The sequence below is a fragment of the Falsiroseomonas tokyonensis genome, assembly GCF_019024325.1.
Taxonomy (GTDB): Bacteria; Pseudomonadota; Alphaproteobacteria; order Acetobacterales; family Acetobacteraceae; genus Falsiroseomonas; species Falsiroseomonas tokyonensis.
Window position 1 is genome coordinate 267,594 of the sequence record NZ_JAFNJS010000002.1, and the last position, 16,156, is coordinate 283,749.

Sequence of the window (16,156 nt, forward strand, 5' to 3'; positions counted from 1 at the left end):
TTCAATCTCCCGCGGCAGCACGCTGGTCTTCAAGGTCCATGTCACCGGCGCCGCAGGATGCGGTCGACGGCGGAGCCGAGGCGCTCGCCTTCCTTCTCCGCCATCTGCGCGACGAACTGGAATTCGCGCATCTCCTCGGTCATCCGCGTCAGCTCGATCACCGGGCGGACATTGCTGCCCTCCATCGCACCCTGGACCACGCCGGGGCGGTCCACCGCCTCCGGCTGTTGGCTGGCCGGCGCGGCATAGAGGCGGTCGCCCTCGGCATTCAGCTGCTGCGGATCGGCGAAGCGGACCACGCGCAGCCGGCCGACCGGGCCGTTCTCCGTGCGCAGCGTGCCATCGCCCATCACCTCGATGCGGCTGTCGCCCTGCGCCACGCGGATCGGCTGGCGGTCGGTGTTCAGCACCGCGAAACCCTCCGCCGTCACCACCTGGCCATCGCCGTTCAGGCTGAAGCGGCCGGAGCGGGTGAAGCGCTCGCCGCGCGGGGTCTCCACCGCGAAGAAGCCCTCCGGCGTGCCGAGCGCCAGGTCCAGCGGATTGCCGGTGGTGGCGACGGCGCCCGGCATGGTGTCGCGCCAGGTGGCGCGATCCTGCGCGAAGGCCAGGTCGCGGCCGCCGGACGGCACCTGCGCATCCAGCTGCCGCTCCAGCACCGTGCCGAACAGCGGCCGCGCGGCGCGGAAGCCCGGCGTATCCGCATTGGCGATATTGTTGGCGGTGACCGTGGCGGCACGGGTCTGCGCCACCAGGCGGGACAGGACGATATAGCCGGGGCTGTCCATGGCAATCGGGCTCCGCGAAAGGTCTGGGACGGCGTTCGGGGGGGTGAGGGCAAGCCCCGTGCCAGCCGGGGCGGGGGTCGGGGGCGGCGCCGGCCATGCAGCTTCTGCCGGGTCGGGGCAGGAATCGCCGCCGCACCCGGCAAGCGCGGCCTGCATTCATCCCGCCCAGCCCGCCGGTTCATCCCCATCGGGCCGCCGTCACCCTTCCTTAAGGGACCCGCGTCATGCTGGCGGTCCCGGGACGCAGCCCGGCCATTAGGAAAGGCGCGAGCGGAAGCATGGCGGCGGCAGCGGCAGCCAAGATGGATGCGGCGGCGGAGGGCGAGGCCCCCCCGGCCAAGGGCGGCGGCAAGAAGAAGCTGCTGCTCATCCTGTTGCCCGTGCTGCTGCTGGGTGGCGGCGGCGCCGGGCTGTGGTTCACCGGCATCCTGCCTGGCCTGCTCGGCATGAATCCGCCCCCCGCCGAGGCGGAGGCGGCGGAGGCCGAGCCGGCCCCCCCGCCGCGCAGCCCGCCCGCCTTCGTCGAGCTGCCGGACATCATCGCCAACCTGAACGCCACCGGCCGTCGCCCGGTCTTCGTCCGGCTGAAGGCCAAGCTGGAGATCAGCCGCGCCGAGGACGCCGCCGCGGTGACCGATGCCATGCCCCGGCTGATGGACCTGTTCCAGACCTATCTGCGGGAGGTGCGGCCGGAGGAGCTGCGTGGCAGCGCCGGCACCCACCGGCTGCGGCAGGAGCTGATGGCCCGCGCCAGCCTGGCCGCCGCGCCGGCCCGCATCACCGACGTGCTGTTCATGGAAATGCTGATCCAATGAGCGGCGAGAATCCCAATGGCACGCAGGAGGAGGACGACCTCGCCGCCGCCTGGGGCGCGTCCCTGGAGGCCGAGGGCGCGGCCGCGCCGGACCCCTTCGACGATGCGGAAGCGGCCCCGCCGGCCGATGCCGCGCGCGTGCTCAACCAGGCCGAGATCGACAGCCTGCTGGGCTTCGACAATGGCCCGGCCGGCGACAATGGCGAAAGCGGCATCGAGCGGATCATCTCCGCCGGCCTCATCGCCTATGAACGCCTGCCGATGCTGGAGATCGTCTTCGATCGCCTGGTTCGGCTGATGTCCACCACGCTGCGCAACTTCACCTCGGACAATGTCGAGATCTCGATCGATGCGATGACCTCGCTGCGCTTCGGGGACTACCTGAACTCCATCCCGCTGCCGGCCATGCTGGCGGTGTTCAAGGCGGAGGAGTGGGACAATTACGGGCTGATCGTGGTCGACAGCAGCCTGATCTATTCCATCGTCGACGTGCTGCTGGGCGGCCGCCGCGGCACGGCCGCCATGCGCATCGAGGGACGGCCCTACACGACCATCGAGCGCACGCTGGTGGAGCGGCTGATCACCGTGGTGCTGGGCGACCTGCGCGCGGCCTTCGAACCCCTCTGCCCGGTGAACTTCCGCTTCGACCGGCTGGAGGTGAATCCGCGCTTCGCCGCCATCTCCCGCCTCTCCAACGCCGCCGTGCTGTCGCGCCTGCGGGTGGACATGGAGGATCGCGGCGGGCGCATCGAGATCATGCTGCCCTATGCGACGCTGGAGCCGGTGCGCGAGCTGCTGCTGCAGCAGTTCATGGGCGAGCGCTTCGGCCGCGACAGCATCTGGGAGACCCACCTGGCGGAGGAGCTGCGCCAGACGGACGTCTCGCTGGACGTGGTGCTGGACGAGCAGACCATGCTGCTGTCGCAGGTGCTGCGGCTGAATGTGGGCGACCGCATCACGCTGTCCTCGCCGCCCGGCGCGCCGGTGCGGCTGCGCTGCGGCGATGTGGCGCTGTTCGAGGGCCAGCTGGGCCGGCGGGAGAACCGCTTGGCGGTGCGCATCGACAGCGGCCGGGAAATCCCGCTCGAAGCCGCCCTGGGGCGCGCGGCATGAGGGCCTCGCTATGAGCACGCTGGAATGGCTCGCTCAGGGCGCGCTGCTGCTGCTGCTGGCGCTGGCCGTGCCCTTCGCCTGGCGGCTGGAACGGCAGATCGTGGCGTTGCGGCGGGAAGGTGCTGCGCTGGAAGCCGGCGCCGCCGGCATCGCAGAGGCCACCGAGGCCGCGGAGGCGACGCTGACCCGGCTGCGCGGCACGGCCGAACAGGCGGGCCGCGCGGTGGCCGAGCGTGTCGCGGTGGCGGAGCCGCTGCGGGAGGATCTGCGCTTCCTGACGGAGCGGGCGGAGATGCTGGCGGACCGGCTGGACGGCCTGGTGCGCCAGGCGCGCCCCGCCACGGGCTATGCCGGGCCCGGGTCCGAACCCGCCGCGGCGCCCGAACCGCCGCCCGGCCCCGCGCCGCGCAGCGAGGCGGAGCGTGAATTGCTGCGCGCCCTGCGGGGGATCCGCTGATGTCGCGCTTACTCTCCGTCCTGCATCGCCGCCTGCCGGCCAGGCTGGCGCGGCCGCGGCTGCTGCCGATCTGCTTCGGCATCATGGCGCTGCTCGCCGTGACGAAGCTGGAGCGCATGTGGCGGATGGGCGATGCCGGCTTGCCGGGGATCAGCTCGGCGCAGGCCGCCGATCCGCCGCCGGCGGCACCTGCCCGCCCGCCCGCCGCCGCCCCTGCCGCCGCCCCCGCCGCACCCGCCACGCCGCCCCCGCCGACGGCGGAGGAGGTGGCGGAACGGGCCGTGCTGGAACAGCTCCGGGCCCGCCGCGCCGCCATCGAGCTGCGCGAGGCGCAGGCCGTGGCGCGGGAGACCATGGTGGCCGCCGCCGAGCGCCGCCTGGCGCAGCGGGTGGAGGAGCTGGTCGCGCTGCAGCGCCGGCTGGAGGCGCTGGAGCGCGAGCGCGCGGCGCGCGAGGAAGCCGGGCTGCGGGGCCTGGTGAAGCTCTACGAAGGCATGCGCCCGCGCGATGCGGCGACGATCTTCGACGAGCTGGAGATGCCCGTGCTGGTCCGGATCATGGACCAGATGCGCGAAGCCAAGGCCGCGCCCGTGATGGGGGCGATGCGTCCCGACCGGGCGCGGTCGCTGACGGCGGAGCTGGCGCGGCTGCGCGCGGCCCGCGTGTCGGCCGAGTGACGGGTGCCAGGATGGCATCGCAGCTTTTCGCCAGGATGGCGGTGGATTGGACAACAGGGGCGCAAGGCCGATGGACAAGAACACGTCAGTCCTGATCGTGGACGACTACAAGACCATGCTGCGGATCATCCGGAACCTGCTCAAGCAGCTCGAATTCGAGAATGTCGAGGAGGCGACGGATGGCAGCGAGGCGCTGGCCAAGATGCGCGCCGGCAATTTCGGCCTGGTCATCAGCGACTGGAACATGGCGCCGATGACGGGCCTCGACCTGCTGAAGGAGGTGCGCGCCGATGCGCGGCTGAAGCACACGCCCTTCATCATGATCACCGCTGAGAGCAAGACCGAGAACGTGGTCGCCGCCAAGGCCGCCGGCGTCTCCAACTACATCGTCAAGCCTTTCAACGCCGAGACGCTAAAGGGCAAGATCGAGAAGGTGATGGCGAATGCCTGACGGAAGCCCCCCTGGCGGGCCCGATCCCTCACCGGATGGCGCGCGCATCGAAACCGCGGTGCGCGCGGTGCTTGGCAGCATGTCCGGCGACCTGACGGTGGTTGAGGCCGCGCTGCTGGCCGAGCTCGAAGGGCTCGGCCGCACCGTGGCGCGCGCGAAGCAGGAAATCGCCTCGCTCCGCGTCGACGACATCACGCTCAGCCACATCCCCTCCGCCACCGATGAGCTGGATGCCATCGTCGGCCACACCGCCCAGGCGACGAATGAGATCCTGGACGCCTGCGAGACGCTGGAAGCCGTCGCCGGCCGCATCTCCGGGGCGGAATCGGACGCCCTGGCCACCGCCGTCACCCGCATCTACGAGGCCTGCAGCTTCCAGGACATCACCGGCCAGCGCATCAGCAAGGTGGTGACGGCGCTGAAGGCGATCGAGGCGCGGATCGACCAGGTGGTGTCCCGCTTCGGGGCCGCCACCACCGGCCTGCCGCCGCCCTGCAGCGAAGCCCCGGCGCCGGCCCCGGCGGAAACCGGCGAGACGGAAGGAAGGCGCCTGGCGAATGGGCCGCAGCTTCCCGGCGGCGGCGTCAGCCAGGCCGATATCGACAAGCTGCTGGCGGACTTCGATTGAGACCCGCACTGGAAAGGTCGGCACCGCAAGGGGGCGGCGCGCCGCGCCACCCGCGCCGACTTTCCGGTGCGGTCGCCCTTCTGGCGGCAGGCCTCTGGGTCGCGGGGCCGGCCAGCCCGGCGCAGGCCCAGGACAGGGTGGCCGTGCGCGCCGGCGACCATCCGAGCTTCGGCCGCCTGGTCTTCGACTGGCCCTCCAGCGTCGCCTATCGCGTGGAGGAAGCGGAAGGCCGCCTGGTGCTGCGCTTCGGCACCGCCGCTGCCTTCGACCTCGGCGCCCTGCGCCGCCCGCCGCGCAATGTGCTGGGCGTGACCGCCGAGGCGACGCAGGCGGAGATCCGGCTCGCCCCCAATACCCGCACGCGGCATTTCCGGCTCGGCAACCGCGTGGTGGTCGATGTGCTGGACGCCGATGCGCCGCGCAATGCGCCGGCCGCCGCCCCGGCGTCCGTGCCCGCCGCCCAGGCCCAGCCGGCCCCGGCGGCGACCGCCGCCCAGCAGGCCCCGGCGACCGCCGCCCAGCCGCCAACGTCCCGCCCTAGCGCGCCCACGGCCCGCGCCGCTACGACGCCTGCCGCGACATTGCCCGCTGCGACTACGCCGGCCCCCGCCGAAAGGCCGGCGCGCGCCGCGACCCCGCCGCGCGGCCAGGCCATGCCCTTCCAGCCGGCCAGCCCGCCGCCGCCCGAGGCGCCGGTGCGCGTAGAGGCCGCGCCCCGCATCCCGGTGCAGCAGGAAAGCCTGCCCGCCGCCACGCCCCCCGCCGCCGCGCCCGCGCCGGCCAGTCCAGCCCTGGCCGCGCCCGCCGGGCCGCGGCTGGTGCCGGTGCGGCTGATGCCCGGCCCGGCGCTGTCCATCCCGGCCGCCGCCGAGGTGGGTGCGGCGCTGTTCCGCCGCGGCGGCATCTGGATGGTGGTGCTGGATGCGCCGCTGCCGCTCGACCTGGCCGCGCTGCGCGCCAATCCGGCCCTGGCCGGCGCGGAGACCAGCACCGGCCCGGATGCCACCACGCTGCGCCTGCCTGCCGCCGGGCTGCGCACGCCGCGGCTTCGGCGGGAAGGCAATGCCTGGCTGCTGGACAACCCGGCCGAGGAGGCGCCGCTGCGCGCCCTGCTGCCCGAGGTCGAGCCCGGCCCGCCCGCCCGCCTGCTGCTGCGCGCCGCCGCGGCCAGCGGCAGCGTCTCCGTGCTCGATCCAGAAACCGGCACCGCCCTGCTGGTCGGCACGGTGCGGGAGGGGGCGGAGGCCGTGCCGCTCGGCCGCCGCGCCGCGGTCTTCGACCTGCTGCCGACGCGCCTCGGCGCCGCGCTTCTGCCGCGCGCGGATACGGTGACGCTGCGCGCGCTGCCCGGCCGCTTCCTGGCCGGCGCCGCCGCCGGCGCGGAGCTGGCGCTGGGGCCGGAAGTGCCCGGTGCCGCCGCCGCGGTCGCCGCCGCCGCCATGACCCGCAGCTTCGACCTGCCGGCGGAAGCGCCCGCCGCGCTGCAGGAAAGGCTGCGCAACGCCACCGCCGCCGTGGCCGCCGCCGCGCCGCTCGGCCGCGGCGCCCCGCGGCTGCGCGCGGCGGAGGCGCTGCTGGCGCTCGGCCTGCCGCAGGAAGCGCAGTCCATGATCAGCCTGGCGATGCAGGAGGATCCGGTGGTGGCGGAAGCGCCGCGCGCCCGGGGCCTGCTGGGCATCGCCGCGCTGCTCGGCGGCAGGCTGCCGGATGCGGCGGGGCTGGATCATCCGCGGCTGCCGGAGAATGACGAGATCCGGCTGTGGCGCGGCCTGCTGGCTTCCGCCCGCGGCCAGGACGGGCCGGGGAATGCCAAGGGCATCGCCGCCAGCATGCCGCTGCTGCTGTCCTACCCCGAACCGCTGCAGGCGCGCCTCGCGCCCCTGGTGGCGGAGGCGCTGCTGGCCGGCGGCGAGGCGGAGGCGGCCCGCCGCCTGCTAGCGACCCGGGAGGCGGAGGAGCCGAGCCTGCTGCTGGCCCGCGCCCGCCTGCTGGAGGCGGAGGGCGAGGTGCAGCCGGCGCTTGCCGCCTATGACCGCATCGCGCGCGGCCGCGACCGCCGGGCACGCGCCATCGCCATGCGCCGCGCGGCGGAGCTGCGCCTGGCCCAGGGCCTGCTGGATGCCGCCGGCGCCGCCGCGGCGCTGGAGGCGACGCTGGCCGCCTGGCGCGGCGATGCGATGGAGACGGAAGCTAGGTCCCGCCTGGCGGAGCTGCGCCAGCAGGCCGGTGATTCGCGCGGCGCCTTCGACCTGCTGCGCGAAACCGCGGCGCTGTTCCCCGACCTGGCCGCCGGCCTGCGGCCGCGGCAGGTGGAGGCGCTGCTCGGTGCGATCGACCGCGAGCCGCCGATGGCGGCCGTGGTGCTCTACGATGCGCATGCGGACATGCTGCCGCCGGGGGAGGCGACGGAACACGCCCTCGGCGCGCTGGCCGACCGGCTGGCGGCGCTCGACCTTCTGGACCGCGCCGGCCATGTGCTGCGCCGGGCCATGACCCGCAGCACGGACCGGGAGGCCAAGGCCCGGCTCGGCGCCCGCCTGGCCGGGCTGGCGCTGGGCGCGGGGGACAACACCGCCGCCCTGGCCGCGCTGCAGGAGACGGAGGCGCCGGGCCTTTCGCCCGAGCTCACCCGGTCCCGCCTGCTGCTGCGCGCCCGCGCCCAGGCCCGCGCAGGGCAGGCCGCGGCGGCGATGGCCAGCTACCGCGAGGCCGGGCCCGCCGGCGCCGCAGAACTCGCCGTGCTGCTGGAGGAGAAGCAGGACTGGGCCGGCGCCGCCGCGGCGCTGCGCCAGCACCTGGAAACGCTGGTGCCGCCGCCACCGGCACCGCTGCCGGAAGCCCAGAAGTCGATCGTGGCGCGCATCGCCGCCCTGCTGACGCTGGCGGGCGACGAATCGGGCCTGGCGGCGCTGCGGGCCGAGGAACAGACGCGCATGTCCGACGGGCCGCTTTCCGAGGCGTTCACGCTGTTCACCTCGGGCCGCGTCGCGGGCCTCGGCGACCTGCCGCGGCTGCGGGAGGAACTGGATACCGCGCGCGGCCTGCCCTCCCGACTGGACCGGTTGCGGGAGGAGACCGCACCGACAAGGTGATTTTCGTGCCTCCCCCCGGGGGTGACCGGCGAACAAGCCGGTCCCCCCCGGGGGGGGACCCGCTTTTTTTGCGGCCTCCGGTCCCGAATTCGCTTGCACCCCCCCCTGGTTTGCCCCATATGCCGCCGCCTTGACCCGATCTGCTTTGAACAGCCGCACTCCCGCGGCGAGCGATCATCCCGGTCATCTGCTGGCTGGAAGGAGCCCAAACCATGGAAGCTCTCGTCCAACTGGGGATGGTCTCGGATCTCCCGAGCGACGCCCAGAATGATGAGAACCGCTCGGCGGAGACGAAGGACTATTTCGTCCATCGCAACGGCGTGCGCTATGCGGGAACGCATCTGATCATCGACCTGTGGGGGGCGACGAATCTCGACGACCCCGACCATATTGACGCGGTGCTGCGCGAGGGTGCGCTGGCCACCGGCGCCACCATCCTGCACGGCCATTTCCACCACTTCTCGCCCAATGGTGGCGTGTCCGGCGTGCTGGTGCTGGCGGAGAGCCATGTGTCGATCCACACTTGGCCGGAGCGCGACTATGCGGCGCTCGATATCTTCGTCTGCGGCGAATGCGACCCCTACAAGGCGCTGCCGGCGCTGAAGAAGGGTTTTCTCGCGGAGCGCGTGCAGCTGGCCGAGCACAAGCGTGGCTTGATCGGCTAAGTCCGGCCTCAGGGCCGGACGGGTTTGGGGCGGGCCGCAGGGTCCGCCCTTTTTTGCGCGCATGGGGTTGATGATGACGACCGAAAACTGGGTGAACGAGACGCTCTACGCCGAATGGGGCCAGCGCTTCCTGGTGAAGCGCGAACTGGCGCATCTTAAGTCTGAGTTTCAGGACATCCGCATCTTCGAAAGCCACCTGCATGGCCGCGTCATGCTGCTGGACGGCGTGGTGCAGATCACCGAGGCGGATGAATTCGTCTACCAGGAAATGCTCGCCCACGTGCCGCTGCTGGCGCACGGCGCCGCAAAGCGCGTGCTGATCATCGGCGCCGGCGATGGCGGCGTGCTGCGGCGCGTGCTGCAGCACCGCACGGTGGAGAAGGCCGTGATGGTGGAGATCGACGGCGAGGTGATCCGCCTGGCGAAGGAGCATCTGCCCGCGATCGGCGGCGATGCCTGGACCGATCCGCGCGCGACCGTGATCGTGGGCGACGGCATCGACCATGTCCGCACCGCGGAGCCCGGCAGCTACGACGTCATCATCGTCGACAGCACGGACCCGATCGGGGTGGGGGAGGTGCTGTTCACCGACGAATTCTACGCGAACTGCGCCCGCATCCTGACCGAGCGCGGCCTGGTGGTGAATCAGTGCGGCGTGCCCTTCATGCAGGCGGAGGAGCTGCGCGAGACCTCGCTGCGCCGCGCGAAATCCTTTCCGGATGTGTTCGCCTATGTGGCGGCGGTGCCGACCTATGTGGGCGGCTTCATGACGCTGGGCTGGGCGGCGAAGGATGCCGGCTGCCGCCGCGTCGATGTGGCGGAAATCCGCCGCCGCGCCGATGTGGCGGGGGTGCTGGACACCACGCGCTATTGGACGCCGGAGATCCATGTCGGCGCCTTCCAGCTGCCGCCCTATATCGCGATGCACCTGCCGCGGGGGTGAAGGCCCTCTCCACCCAACGGGGGGGCGGGATGCATGCCGACGGTTGGGTGAGGGGGGCTTCACGCCATCGTCCGCTGGCGAAGACCCCCCGCCCAACCCTCCCCCCTAAGCAGGGGGAAGGGCTATGCCACCCCGGGCGGCTGCGCCCTTTCGCCCGGCTGCAATCCGCGCAGGCGTGATTCACAAAATCTCTCGCTGAAGACATCGCGCAGCGAACTGGCGATCGCGTTGCGCGCGGTCTCGAAATCCTTGCGCGCCGCGGCATCGGCCGGGTCGGCCATCGCGCGCTGCTCGGCGGCGCGGATGCTGGCGACTTCCTCGTTCAGGCGCTTGGCAGAATCGCGCGGCAGGGCGCGGCCGGCGACATAGACGGCCTGGCTGATGCCGATCAGCGTCACCAGCTGGTCCGGCAGGACGAAATTCTCCAGGTCGCCGGTGCCGCTGACCACCAGCGCGACGGCGGCGAAGAGGCTGAACAGCAGCGCCTGCACCCGCGTCACATCGATCTCGCCATCCGATTCCACCAGGTCGGTCCAGCGCGGCAGCCGCGGCGTCGGGTCCAGCACGCCGGTGCCGAGCAGCCAGAGCCGGTTCGCCGTCTGCATCGGCGAACCCTCGGTCAGCCGCGCCAGGGTGGATCCGGTCAGCGTCACGCCCAGCAGCGTCAGCACGGATTGCGACAGGTTCGGCAGTTCCCCGGTGCGCCCCATGACATAGGCATAGACCCCGGCCAGCACGAGCGTGAACAGCAGCACCTGGAAGCGCGACAGGCTGCAATAGCCGAAACTGTCCTGGGCGATGACGGTGGGCCGCAGCGCATAGGCGAGAGGGGCGGGTGCGCCCGGGCCGAGCAGCCGGCGGCTATGCTCGTATTGCCGCGCATGGATGCGCGCCGCGGCGAAGGCGAGCACCAGATAGGCCGCCAGCACGGTCAGCAGCCCGACGGCGGCGGACAGGCGCAGGGTGGAAACGAAAAGCGGCTGGCGCGCATAGGCCCGCAGCTCCCGCCCCTGGGCGCGCAGCGCACTCGCCCCCTGCTGCACCGGATCCAGGCAGAGCAGCAGCAGCACCTGCCAGGAGGAGGGCCGCCAGCCGCTGTCCAGCGTGGGAAACAGCACGGAGACGACAGTCTCGCCATCCTGCGGCGAGGGCGGCAGCACGGTGCCGCGCTGCAGGTGGCTTTCGCGCAGCTCGATCGGGGAGATGCCGTCGGGATAGGCCACCGCCTCGAAGAAGGCATGGCGCCATTCGGCGGGGGTCAGCCAGTCGGGCCGTGACACCGCGATCTCCAGCGTCGGCACCGCCTTCGAGGTCTGCCGCACGGGGCCGAGGGGCAGGGAGGGCGCGCTGGTGTTCAGGTGCCGCGCCAGGTCTTCCATCATCATGAAGCCGGAGCCAACGCGCCAGGCCTGGTCGCTCGGCAGCGGCGCGCTGCACTGGATGGCGCGGGACGGGGCGGGCTGGCCCTGCGCCAGGGCCGGCAGGCCCGCCAGCGCCAGCAGCAATCCCGCGATCAGCCCGCGCAGCATGGCATCCGCCCCCGCAACCCGCGCCGAAGCCTGGGCGCGGAGCGGCGGATGGCGCAATGCCTATTCGGTTTCGCGCGTTTCAACCTGCCGGGTCATCCGGGCACGAAGCCCTGCACCAGGCTGCCCGCGATCAGCCGCCAGCCATCCACCAGCACGAAGAAGGCCAGCTTGAAGGGCAGCGCGACCACGGTGGGCGGCAGCATCATCATGCCGAGGGACATCAGCAGGCTGGCGGCCACCAGGTCGATCACCAGGAAGGGCAGGAAGATGAGAAAGCCGATCTCGAAGGCGCGGCGCAGCTCGCTGACCATGAAGGCGGGGGTCAGCGCGCGCCAGGGCGCCTCCGCAGCCCCGGTCATCGGCAGGTTGCCGAGGTCGAGGAACAGCGCCAGGTCGGCATCGCGCACCTGCGCGGCCATGAATTTCCGGAACGGCTCCGCCGCCGCCTGCAGCCCCTCCAGCTCCCCGATCGTGCCGGCGGCCATGGGCTGCAGCCCCTGCTGCCAGGATTGCTGGAGAACCGGCTCCATGACGAAAAGTGTGAGGAACAGCGCCAGACCGATCAGCACCGGATTGGGCGGGATGGAGGGCGCGCCGATGGCGCTGCGCAGCAGCGCCAGGACGATGGCGATGCGGGCGAAGGCCGTCATCATCACGATCAGCGAGGGTGCGAGCGAGAGCAGCCCGATCAGCGCCGTCAGCTGGATCAGCCGCGCCGTGGTGCCGGAGCTGTTGGCCCCGAGGTCGAGGCTGAGGCTCTGCGCCAGGGCGCTGCCCGGCAGAAGCAGCAGCAGGGGAAGCAGCCAGCGCATCATCGCGGCGGCACCTCCGCCCCCGGGGTGCCGGGGGGCAGCCAGCCGAGCACCACCTCCTGCGCGCCGCCCGTCAGCAGCAGCAGGGACCGGTCGTCGCAACGCAGCAGCAGCAGGCGCCGGCGGCCGTCCAAAGCGAGCGTTTCCTCCACCGCCAGCCGGCGCCCGGCGCGGGCACCCATGCCCGCGGCCCGCGCCGCGCGCCCGGCCAACAGCAGGGCGGCGAGCACGGCGACCAGGGCGGCGGCGGCGGTGAGGGTGGCGGTGATCAGGCTGGCGGTCTCGGTCATCCTGTCCTCTCGGCGCCGGCCTTTTGGCGGCGCATGCGGCGGGCCCGCATCGGGCTCAGCGGCGGGCCACCTCGGCCGCCAAGTCGTTCACCTGGTGCAGCAGGCTCTCCAACGCCGGGCGCAGCAGGCGGCCTTCCTCCGGCCGCAGGGCGAGCACGGCGGCGCAGAGCGCGGTGGCGTCGCGGTCCAGCCCCTCCAGGTCCACCTGGCGGCCGCCCTGCACCAGGGCGCGCGCCACCAGAACGGTGCCGCCCATGGCCTCGATGGCGGCATGCACGGCCTGGGCGTGGGTGGCGACTGACGGCATGGCGGCATTAGCGCAGGGCGGGGTGAAGGAAGTCTCAACGGCGGCGGATCCAGGTGAGAAAGGGGGTTCGGGCCCGGCGCTGGAAACTCTTCCTTCACCCCTGCGGGCCAGGATGGGCGCATGGACGCCATCCCACCTGCATCTGCCGCGCCTGCGCGGGCCCAGCCGGCCCGCGCCGTGGGGCCGCTGGACCTCGCCGCGCGGCGGGTGAACTGGCTGGACCGGCGGCAGGCGGTGCTGGCGCAGAACATCGCCAATGCCGATACGCCAAACTACCGGCCGCACGACCTGCTGCCCTTCGCCCGGCACCTGGCCGCGTCCCTTCCGCCGGCCATGGCGCGCACCGCGCCCACGCATCTGGCGCCCCGCGGCGGCGGCCAGGCCGGCGCGCCGGAGGATCGCCAGGTGGCGGAGGCGGTGCCGGATGGCAATGCCGTCTCCCTGGACCGAGAGGCGGTGCGCATCGCGGAGACCGATACGGCGCATGCGCTGGCCATGGCCGTGCATCGCAGCTTCATGGGCATGTTCCGCCTCGCCCTCGGCCGTCAGGGCTGAGGCGGGCGTCTGGAGGAGAGCAGGAGATGGATCTCGATCGGGCGCTGCGCATCTCGGCCGCCGGCATGGCGGCGCAATCCACCCGGCTGCGCGTGGTCGCGGAGAACCTGGCCAATCGCGACAGCACGGGGGAATCCGCCGGTGCCGATCCCTATCGCCGGCGCACCGTCACCTTCGCCAATCGCCTGGACCGCGCCATGGGCACGGAATCAGTCGAGGTCTCCCGCATCGGCACCCAGCCGGGCGAATTCCCGACCCGCTTCGACCCGGCGCATCCGGCCGCCGATGCCAATGGCTACGTCAAGCTGCCCAATGTCGACAGCGTGGTCGAGGTGATGGACATGCGCGAGGCGCAGCGCAGCTACAGCGCCAATCTTTCCGTCCTTGAGACCACGCGCGGCATGCTGACGCGGGCGATCGAGGCGCTGCGCTGATGGCCATTGGCCCCGCGGTGTCCTCTGTGCAGGCGGCGGCTGCCTATGCCTCGGCGGGGGCCGGGGCGGTGGGCGCCTCCGGCGCTTCCGCGGCGGCGGCCGGCGGGGTGGATTTCGGCGCGGCGCTGTCGCGCGCGATGGAAACCGGCGTGCAGATGGGCCGCACCGCCGATGCCAGCGCGACCCAGGCGCTGATGGGCCAGGGCAGCGTCTCCGACGCCGTGCTCGCCATCTCCCGCGCCGAGCTGGCGCTGCAGACCGCCGTCTCGCTGCGCGACCGGGTGGTCGCGGCCTATCAGGAGGTGATGCGCATGCCGATCTGACCCGGCTGCGCGCTGCCGCCCGGACCTGGCCTGCCGGGGGAGACGTGACGAGGCTGCCCAAAGGGGCGGCGACGAGGCGCCCGAGGGCGTCGGTGAGGGGCCAGGAGGGCCGGATGTCGGAACAGGCCATGGGCCAGGCGCTGAGGGAAGCGCTGTGGATCTCCACCCAGGTCATGGGACCACCCCTGCTGGCGATCCTGGCCATCGGCCTGGTGGTATCGCTGGTACAGGCGCTGACGCAGATCCAGGAGGCGACGCTGGCCTTCCTGCCCAAGCTTGTCATCGGCGGTGCGCTGATGCTGCTGCTGGGCCCTTTCACCACCACCGTCATGTCGGCCTGGACCGCCTCGCTCTTCGACCGGATGGTCGCCATTGGCGGGGCGCCGTGACCGAAGCCGACCTCGCTCTGGTACAGGCGCTGCCGGCGCTGGCCTTCCAGGCGGTGCTGGTCTTCGCCCGGCTGGGGGCGGCCGCGATGCTGCTGCCGGGCCTGGGGGAACAGGAGGTGCCGGCGCCGCTGCGGCTGGGCCTCGGCCTGGCGCTGCTGGCGCTGCTGTTCCCGGTGGTCGCCCCCGGCCTGCCGCCGGCGCCGGAGGATGCGGCGGAAGCGGCCCGGCTGCTGTCGATCGAGGTGGTGGTGGGGCTCTGGATCGGCGGGCTGGCGCGGTTGGCGATGACCGCCTTCGCCATGGCCGGCCAGGCGATCTCGGCGCTGATCGGCCTGGCGGGGCTGCTGGTGATGGATCAGACGCTGGGCGCCCAGGCCACCGCGCTGGGCCGCGCCTTCGCGCTGCTGGCGGTGGTGCTGGTGCTGTCCACGGGGCTTTATGCCCTGCCGCTGCGGGCGCTGGCCGAAAGCTATGCGGTGATCCCGGTGGGCGATCCCTTCCCGGCCGGGGCGGCGGTGGAGGCGCTGGCCCAGGCGGGGGCGGATTGCCTGGCCCTCGCGCTGCGGCTGGCCGCGCCCTTCGTCGTCGGGGCCGTGGTGCTGAACGTGGCGCTGGGCCTGCTGGCGCGGCTGGCGCCGCAGGTGCAGACCTTCTTCGTCGCGGTCCCCGGGCAGATCCTGGCCGGGCTGGCGCTGCTCGGCCTGCTGGCGCCGCCGATGATCGCGAGTTTCGCCGAGGCCGCGCGCGCCAGCTTCGGCGCCCTGCCGGGGCTTCGCTGAGCCATGGCGGAAGGCGGCGAAGGCGGCGATGCCGCCGATCGGACAGAGGCCGCCACACCGCGGCGGATCGAGAAGGCGCGGGAGGATGGCCAGGTCGCCATGTCGCGGGAGGCGGTGGGCTGGGCGGCGCTGGCCGGCGGCACCCTGGCCGCCATGCTGGCCCTGCCCGTCACCGGCAGCGAGATGCTGCGCGCCATGCGCGCCACGCTGGAACGCGGCCATGCGCTGGAGATGACGGACACCGTGCTGCGCCTGTCCGGCCACGGGCTGATGGCGGTGCTGCCGGTGGCGGCGGCGGCAGGCTTCGGGGCCGTGGCCGCCACCCTGCTGCAGACCGGCGGGCTGGTGACGGCGAAGAACATGGCGCCGCGGCTGGACAAGATCAGCCCCTGGGCCGGGCTGAAGCGCCTGGTTTCGCCGGAATCGGCGGTGGAGCTGCTGCGCAACCTGCTGAAGCTGGGGCTGGTGGGGGTCGCGCTGTGGTATGCGCTGGGCGACCTGCAGGAGATCCAGGCGGCGCTGCACCAGGCGCCCGGCGCGCTGCCTGCCACCGCCGGCGCCGCCGCCCTGCGGCTGATGCTGGCCGCGCTGGTCGCCTTCGCCGGCATTGCCGGGCTGGATGTGATGTGGGTGCGCTACCGCCACTTCAGCCGCCTGCGGATGAGCAAGCAGGAACTGCGCGAGGAAGCGAAGGACTCCGAAGGCGACCCGATGCTGAAGGCGCGGCGCCGGCAGATGCGCCAGGCGCAGGGCCGGCGACGGATGATGGCCGCCGTGCCGCGCGCCGATGTCGTGGTGACGAACCCCACCCACTACGCCGTGGCCCTGTCCTATGGCGGCGACAGCGCCGCGCCGAAGGTGGTGGCCAAGGGCGTGGATGCCATGGCCGCCCGGATCCGGGACGTGGCGCAGCAGCATGGCGTCCCCCTGGTTGCCAATCCACCCCTGGCCCGCGCCCTGTGGCGGCTGGAGGTGGATGCCGAGATCCCGCCCGAGCACTACCAGGCGGTTGCCGAAATCATTGCTTACGTCTGGAGACAACGTGGTGCATCCTCGCGTTCAGGTTGATCTTCATTCGGTGTTTTTCGCGTGGAACGCATGGGCAGCACA

At 72.8% G+C, this 16,156-nt stretch carries 20 protein-coding genes; 15 read left to right on the forward strand and 5 right to left on the reverse strand.

Going from position 1 to position 16,156, the window contains the following annotated elements; all coding sequences use genetic code 11:
- Positions 1-41: 41 nt before the first annotated feature.
- The gene (locus J3S20_RS07420) at positions 42-788 is read right to left on the reverse strand and encodes a flagellar hook-basal body complex protein (RefSeq protein ID WP_216835816.1); all 747 of its coding nucleotides are present in this window, start codon (positions 786-788) and stop codon (positions 42-44) included.
- A 278-nt stretch (positions 789-1,066) separates the two neighbouring features.
- Between J3S20_RS07420 and J3S20_RS07425 the strand changes: the two genes are divergently transcribed.
- The 9 genes from J3S20_RS07425 (at position 1,067) to speE (ending at position 9,628) form a co-directional block, all read left to right on the forward strand.
- Positions 1,067-1,603, forward strand: a complete 537-nt coding sequence (locus J3S20_RS07425) for a flagellar basal body-associated FliL family protein (RefSeq protein ID WP_246602480.1) — start codon at positions 1,067-1,069, stop codon at positions 1,601-1,603.
- On the forward strand, positions 1,600-2,715 hold the full coding sequence (fliM, locus tag J3S20_RS07430) for a flagellar motor switch protein FliM (protein ID WP_216835817.1): 1,116 nt from the start codon (positions 1,600-1,602) through the stop codon (positions 2,713-2,715). The genes J3S20_RS07425 and fliM overlap by 4 nt, the downstream gene beginning before the upstream one ends.
- A gap of 10 nt (positions 2,716-2,725) precedes the next feature.
- Positions 2,726-3,172 (forward strand): DUF6468 domain-containing protein, encoded by a 447-nt coding sequence (locus tag J3S20_RS07435; RefSeq protein WP_216835818.1) that lies wholly within the window; start codon positions 2,726-2,728, stop codon positions 3,170-3,172.
- The gene (locus tag J3S20_RS07440; protein ID WP_216835819.1) at positions 3,172-3,849 is read left to right on the forward strand and encodes a MotE family protein; all 678 of its coding nucleotides are present in this window, start codon (positions 3,172-3,174) and stop codon (positions 3,847-3,849) included. The genes J3S20_RS07435 and J3S20_RS07440 overlap by 1 nt, the downstream gene beginning before the upstream one ends.
- Positions 3,850-3,919: 70 nt before the next feature.
- Positions 3,920-4,300 carry a chemotaxis response regulator CheY gene (locus J3S20_RS07445; protein WP_216835820.1) on the forward strand — a complete coding sequence of 127 codons (381 nt, stop codon included), beginning with the start codon at positions 3,920-3,922 and terminating at the stop codon, positions 4,298-4,300.
- A complete protein-coding gene (locus J3S20_RS07450; protein WP_216835821.1) occupies positions 4,293-4,928 on the forward strand; it encodes a protein phosphatase CheZ in 636 nt (211 codons plus the stop codon). The genes J3S20_RS07445 and J3S20_RS07450 overlap by 8 nt, the downstream gene beginning before the upstream one ends.
- A 143-nt stretch (positions 4,929-5,071) precedes the next feature.
- Entirely contained in the window at positions 5,072-8,020 is a 2,949-nt protein-coding gene (locus J3S20_RS07455; RefSeq protein WP_216835822.1) for a hypothetical protein, read from the forward strand.
- A 212-nt stretch (positions 8,021-8,232) separates the two neighbouring features.
- The gene (speD, locus tag J3S20_RS07460; protein ID WP_168034390.1) at positions 8,233-8,685 is read left to right on the forward strand and encodes an adenosylmethionine decarboxylase; all 453 of its coding nucleotides are present in this window, start codon (positions 8,233-8,235) and stop codon (positions 8,683-8,685) included.
- A gap of 73 nt (positions 8,686-8,758) precedes the next feature.
- Positions 8,759-9,628, forward strand: a complete 870-nt coding sequence (gene speE / locus J3S20_RS07465; protein WP_216836393.1) for a polyamine aminopropyltransferase — start codon at positions 8,759-8,761, stop codon at positions 9,626-9,628.
- Positions 9,629-9,750: 122 nt separating this feature from the next.
- Here the strand turns inward: speE and J3S20_RS07470 are convergent, their stop codons facing one another.
- The 4 genes from J3S20_RS07470 to J3S20_RS07485 all read right to left on the reverse strand — a co-directional run bounded on the left by J3S20_RS07470 (position 9,751) and on the right by J3S20_RS07485 (position 12,566).
- A complete protein-coding gene (locus tag J3S20_RS07470) occupies positions 9,751-11,157 on the reverse strand; it encodes a hypothetical protein (RefSeq protein WP_216835823.1) in 1,407 nt (468 codons plus the stop codon).
- A gap of 92 nt (positions 11,158-11,249) precedes the next feature.
- The gene (gene fliP / locus J3S20_RS07475) at positions 11,250-11,972 is read right to left on the reverse strand and encodes a flagellar type III secretion system pore protein FliP (RefSeq protein ID WP_216835824.1); all 723 of its coding nucleotides are present in this window, start codon (positions 11,970-11,972) and stop codon (positions 11,250-11,252) included.
- Complete coding sequence (locus tag J3S20_RS07480) at positions 11,969-12,259, reverse strand: flagellar biosynthetic protein FliO (RefSeq protein WP_216835825.1); 291 nt, start codon at positions 12,257-12,259, stop codon at positions 11,969-11,971. Before J3S20_RS07480 ends, fliP begins: the two co-directional genes overlap by 4 nt.
- A 55-nt stretch (positions 12,260-12,314) precedes the next feature.
- A complete protein-coding gene (locus tag J3S20_RS07485; protein ID WP_216835826.1) occupies positions 12,315-12,566 on the reverse strand; it encodes a hypothetical protein in 252 nt (83 codons plus the stop codon).
- Between the two features lie 120 nt (positions 12,567-12,686).
- Here J3S20_RS07485 and J3S20_RS07490 point away from each other — a divergent pair, with 120 nt between their 5' ends.
- From J3S20_RS07490 to J3S20_RS07515, 6 genes are all read left to right on the forward strand, one after another.
- Positions 12,687-13,121: a flagellar basal body rod protein FlgB gene (locus tag J3S20_RS07490; RefSeq protein WP_216835827.1), complete on the forward strand. Its 435-nt coding sequence runs from the start codon at positions 12,687-12,689 to the stop codon at positions 13,119-13,121.
- A 26-nt stretch (positions 13,122-13,147) separates the two neighbouring features.
- Positions 13,148-13,555 (forward strand): flagellar basal body rod protein FlgC, encoded by a 408-nt coding sequence (flgC, locus tag J3S20_RS07495; RefSeq protein ID WP_216835828.1) that lies wholly within the window; start codon positions 13,148-13,150, stop codon positions 13,553-13,555.
- Positions 13,555-13,878: a flagellar hook-basal body complex protein FliE gene (locus tag J3S20_RS07500; protein ID WP_216835829.1), complete on the forward strand. Its 324-nt coding sequence runs from the start codon at positions 13,555-13,557 to the stop codon at positions 13,876-13,878. Before flgC ends, J3S20_RS07500 begins: the two co-directional genes overlap by 1 nt.
- A 113-nt stretch (positions 13,879-13,991) precedes the next feature.
- A complete protein-coding gene (locus J3S20_RS30780) occupies positions 13,992-14,267 on the forward strand; it encodes a flagellar biosynthetic protein FliQ (RefSeq protein WP_216835830.1) in 276 nt (91 codons plus the stop codon).
- Positions 14,264-15,046: a flagellar biosynthetic protein FliR gene (locus tag J3S20_RS07510; protein ID WP_216835831.1), complete on the forward strand. Its 783-nt coding sequence runs from the start codon at positions 14,264-14,266 to the stop codon at positions 15,044-15,046. Before J3S20_RS30780 ends, J3S20_RS07510 begins: the two co-directional genes overlap by 4 nt.
- 3 nt (positions 15,047-15,049) lie before the next feature.
- On the forward strand, positions 15,050-16,114 hold the full coding sequence (locus J3S20_RS07515) for an EscU/YscU/HrcU family type III secretion system export apparatus switch protein (RefSeq protein ID WP_216835832.1): 1,065 nt from the start codon (positions 15,050-15,052) through the stop codon (positions 16,112-16,114).
- The last annotated feature ends 42 nt before the right edge of the window (positions 16,115-16,156 follow it).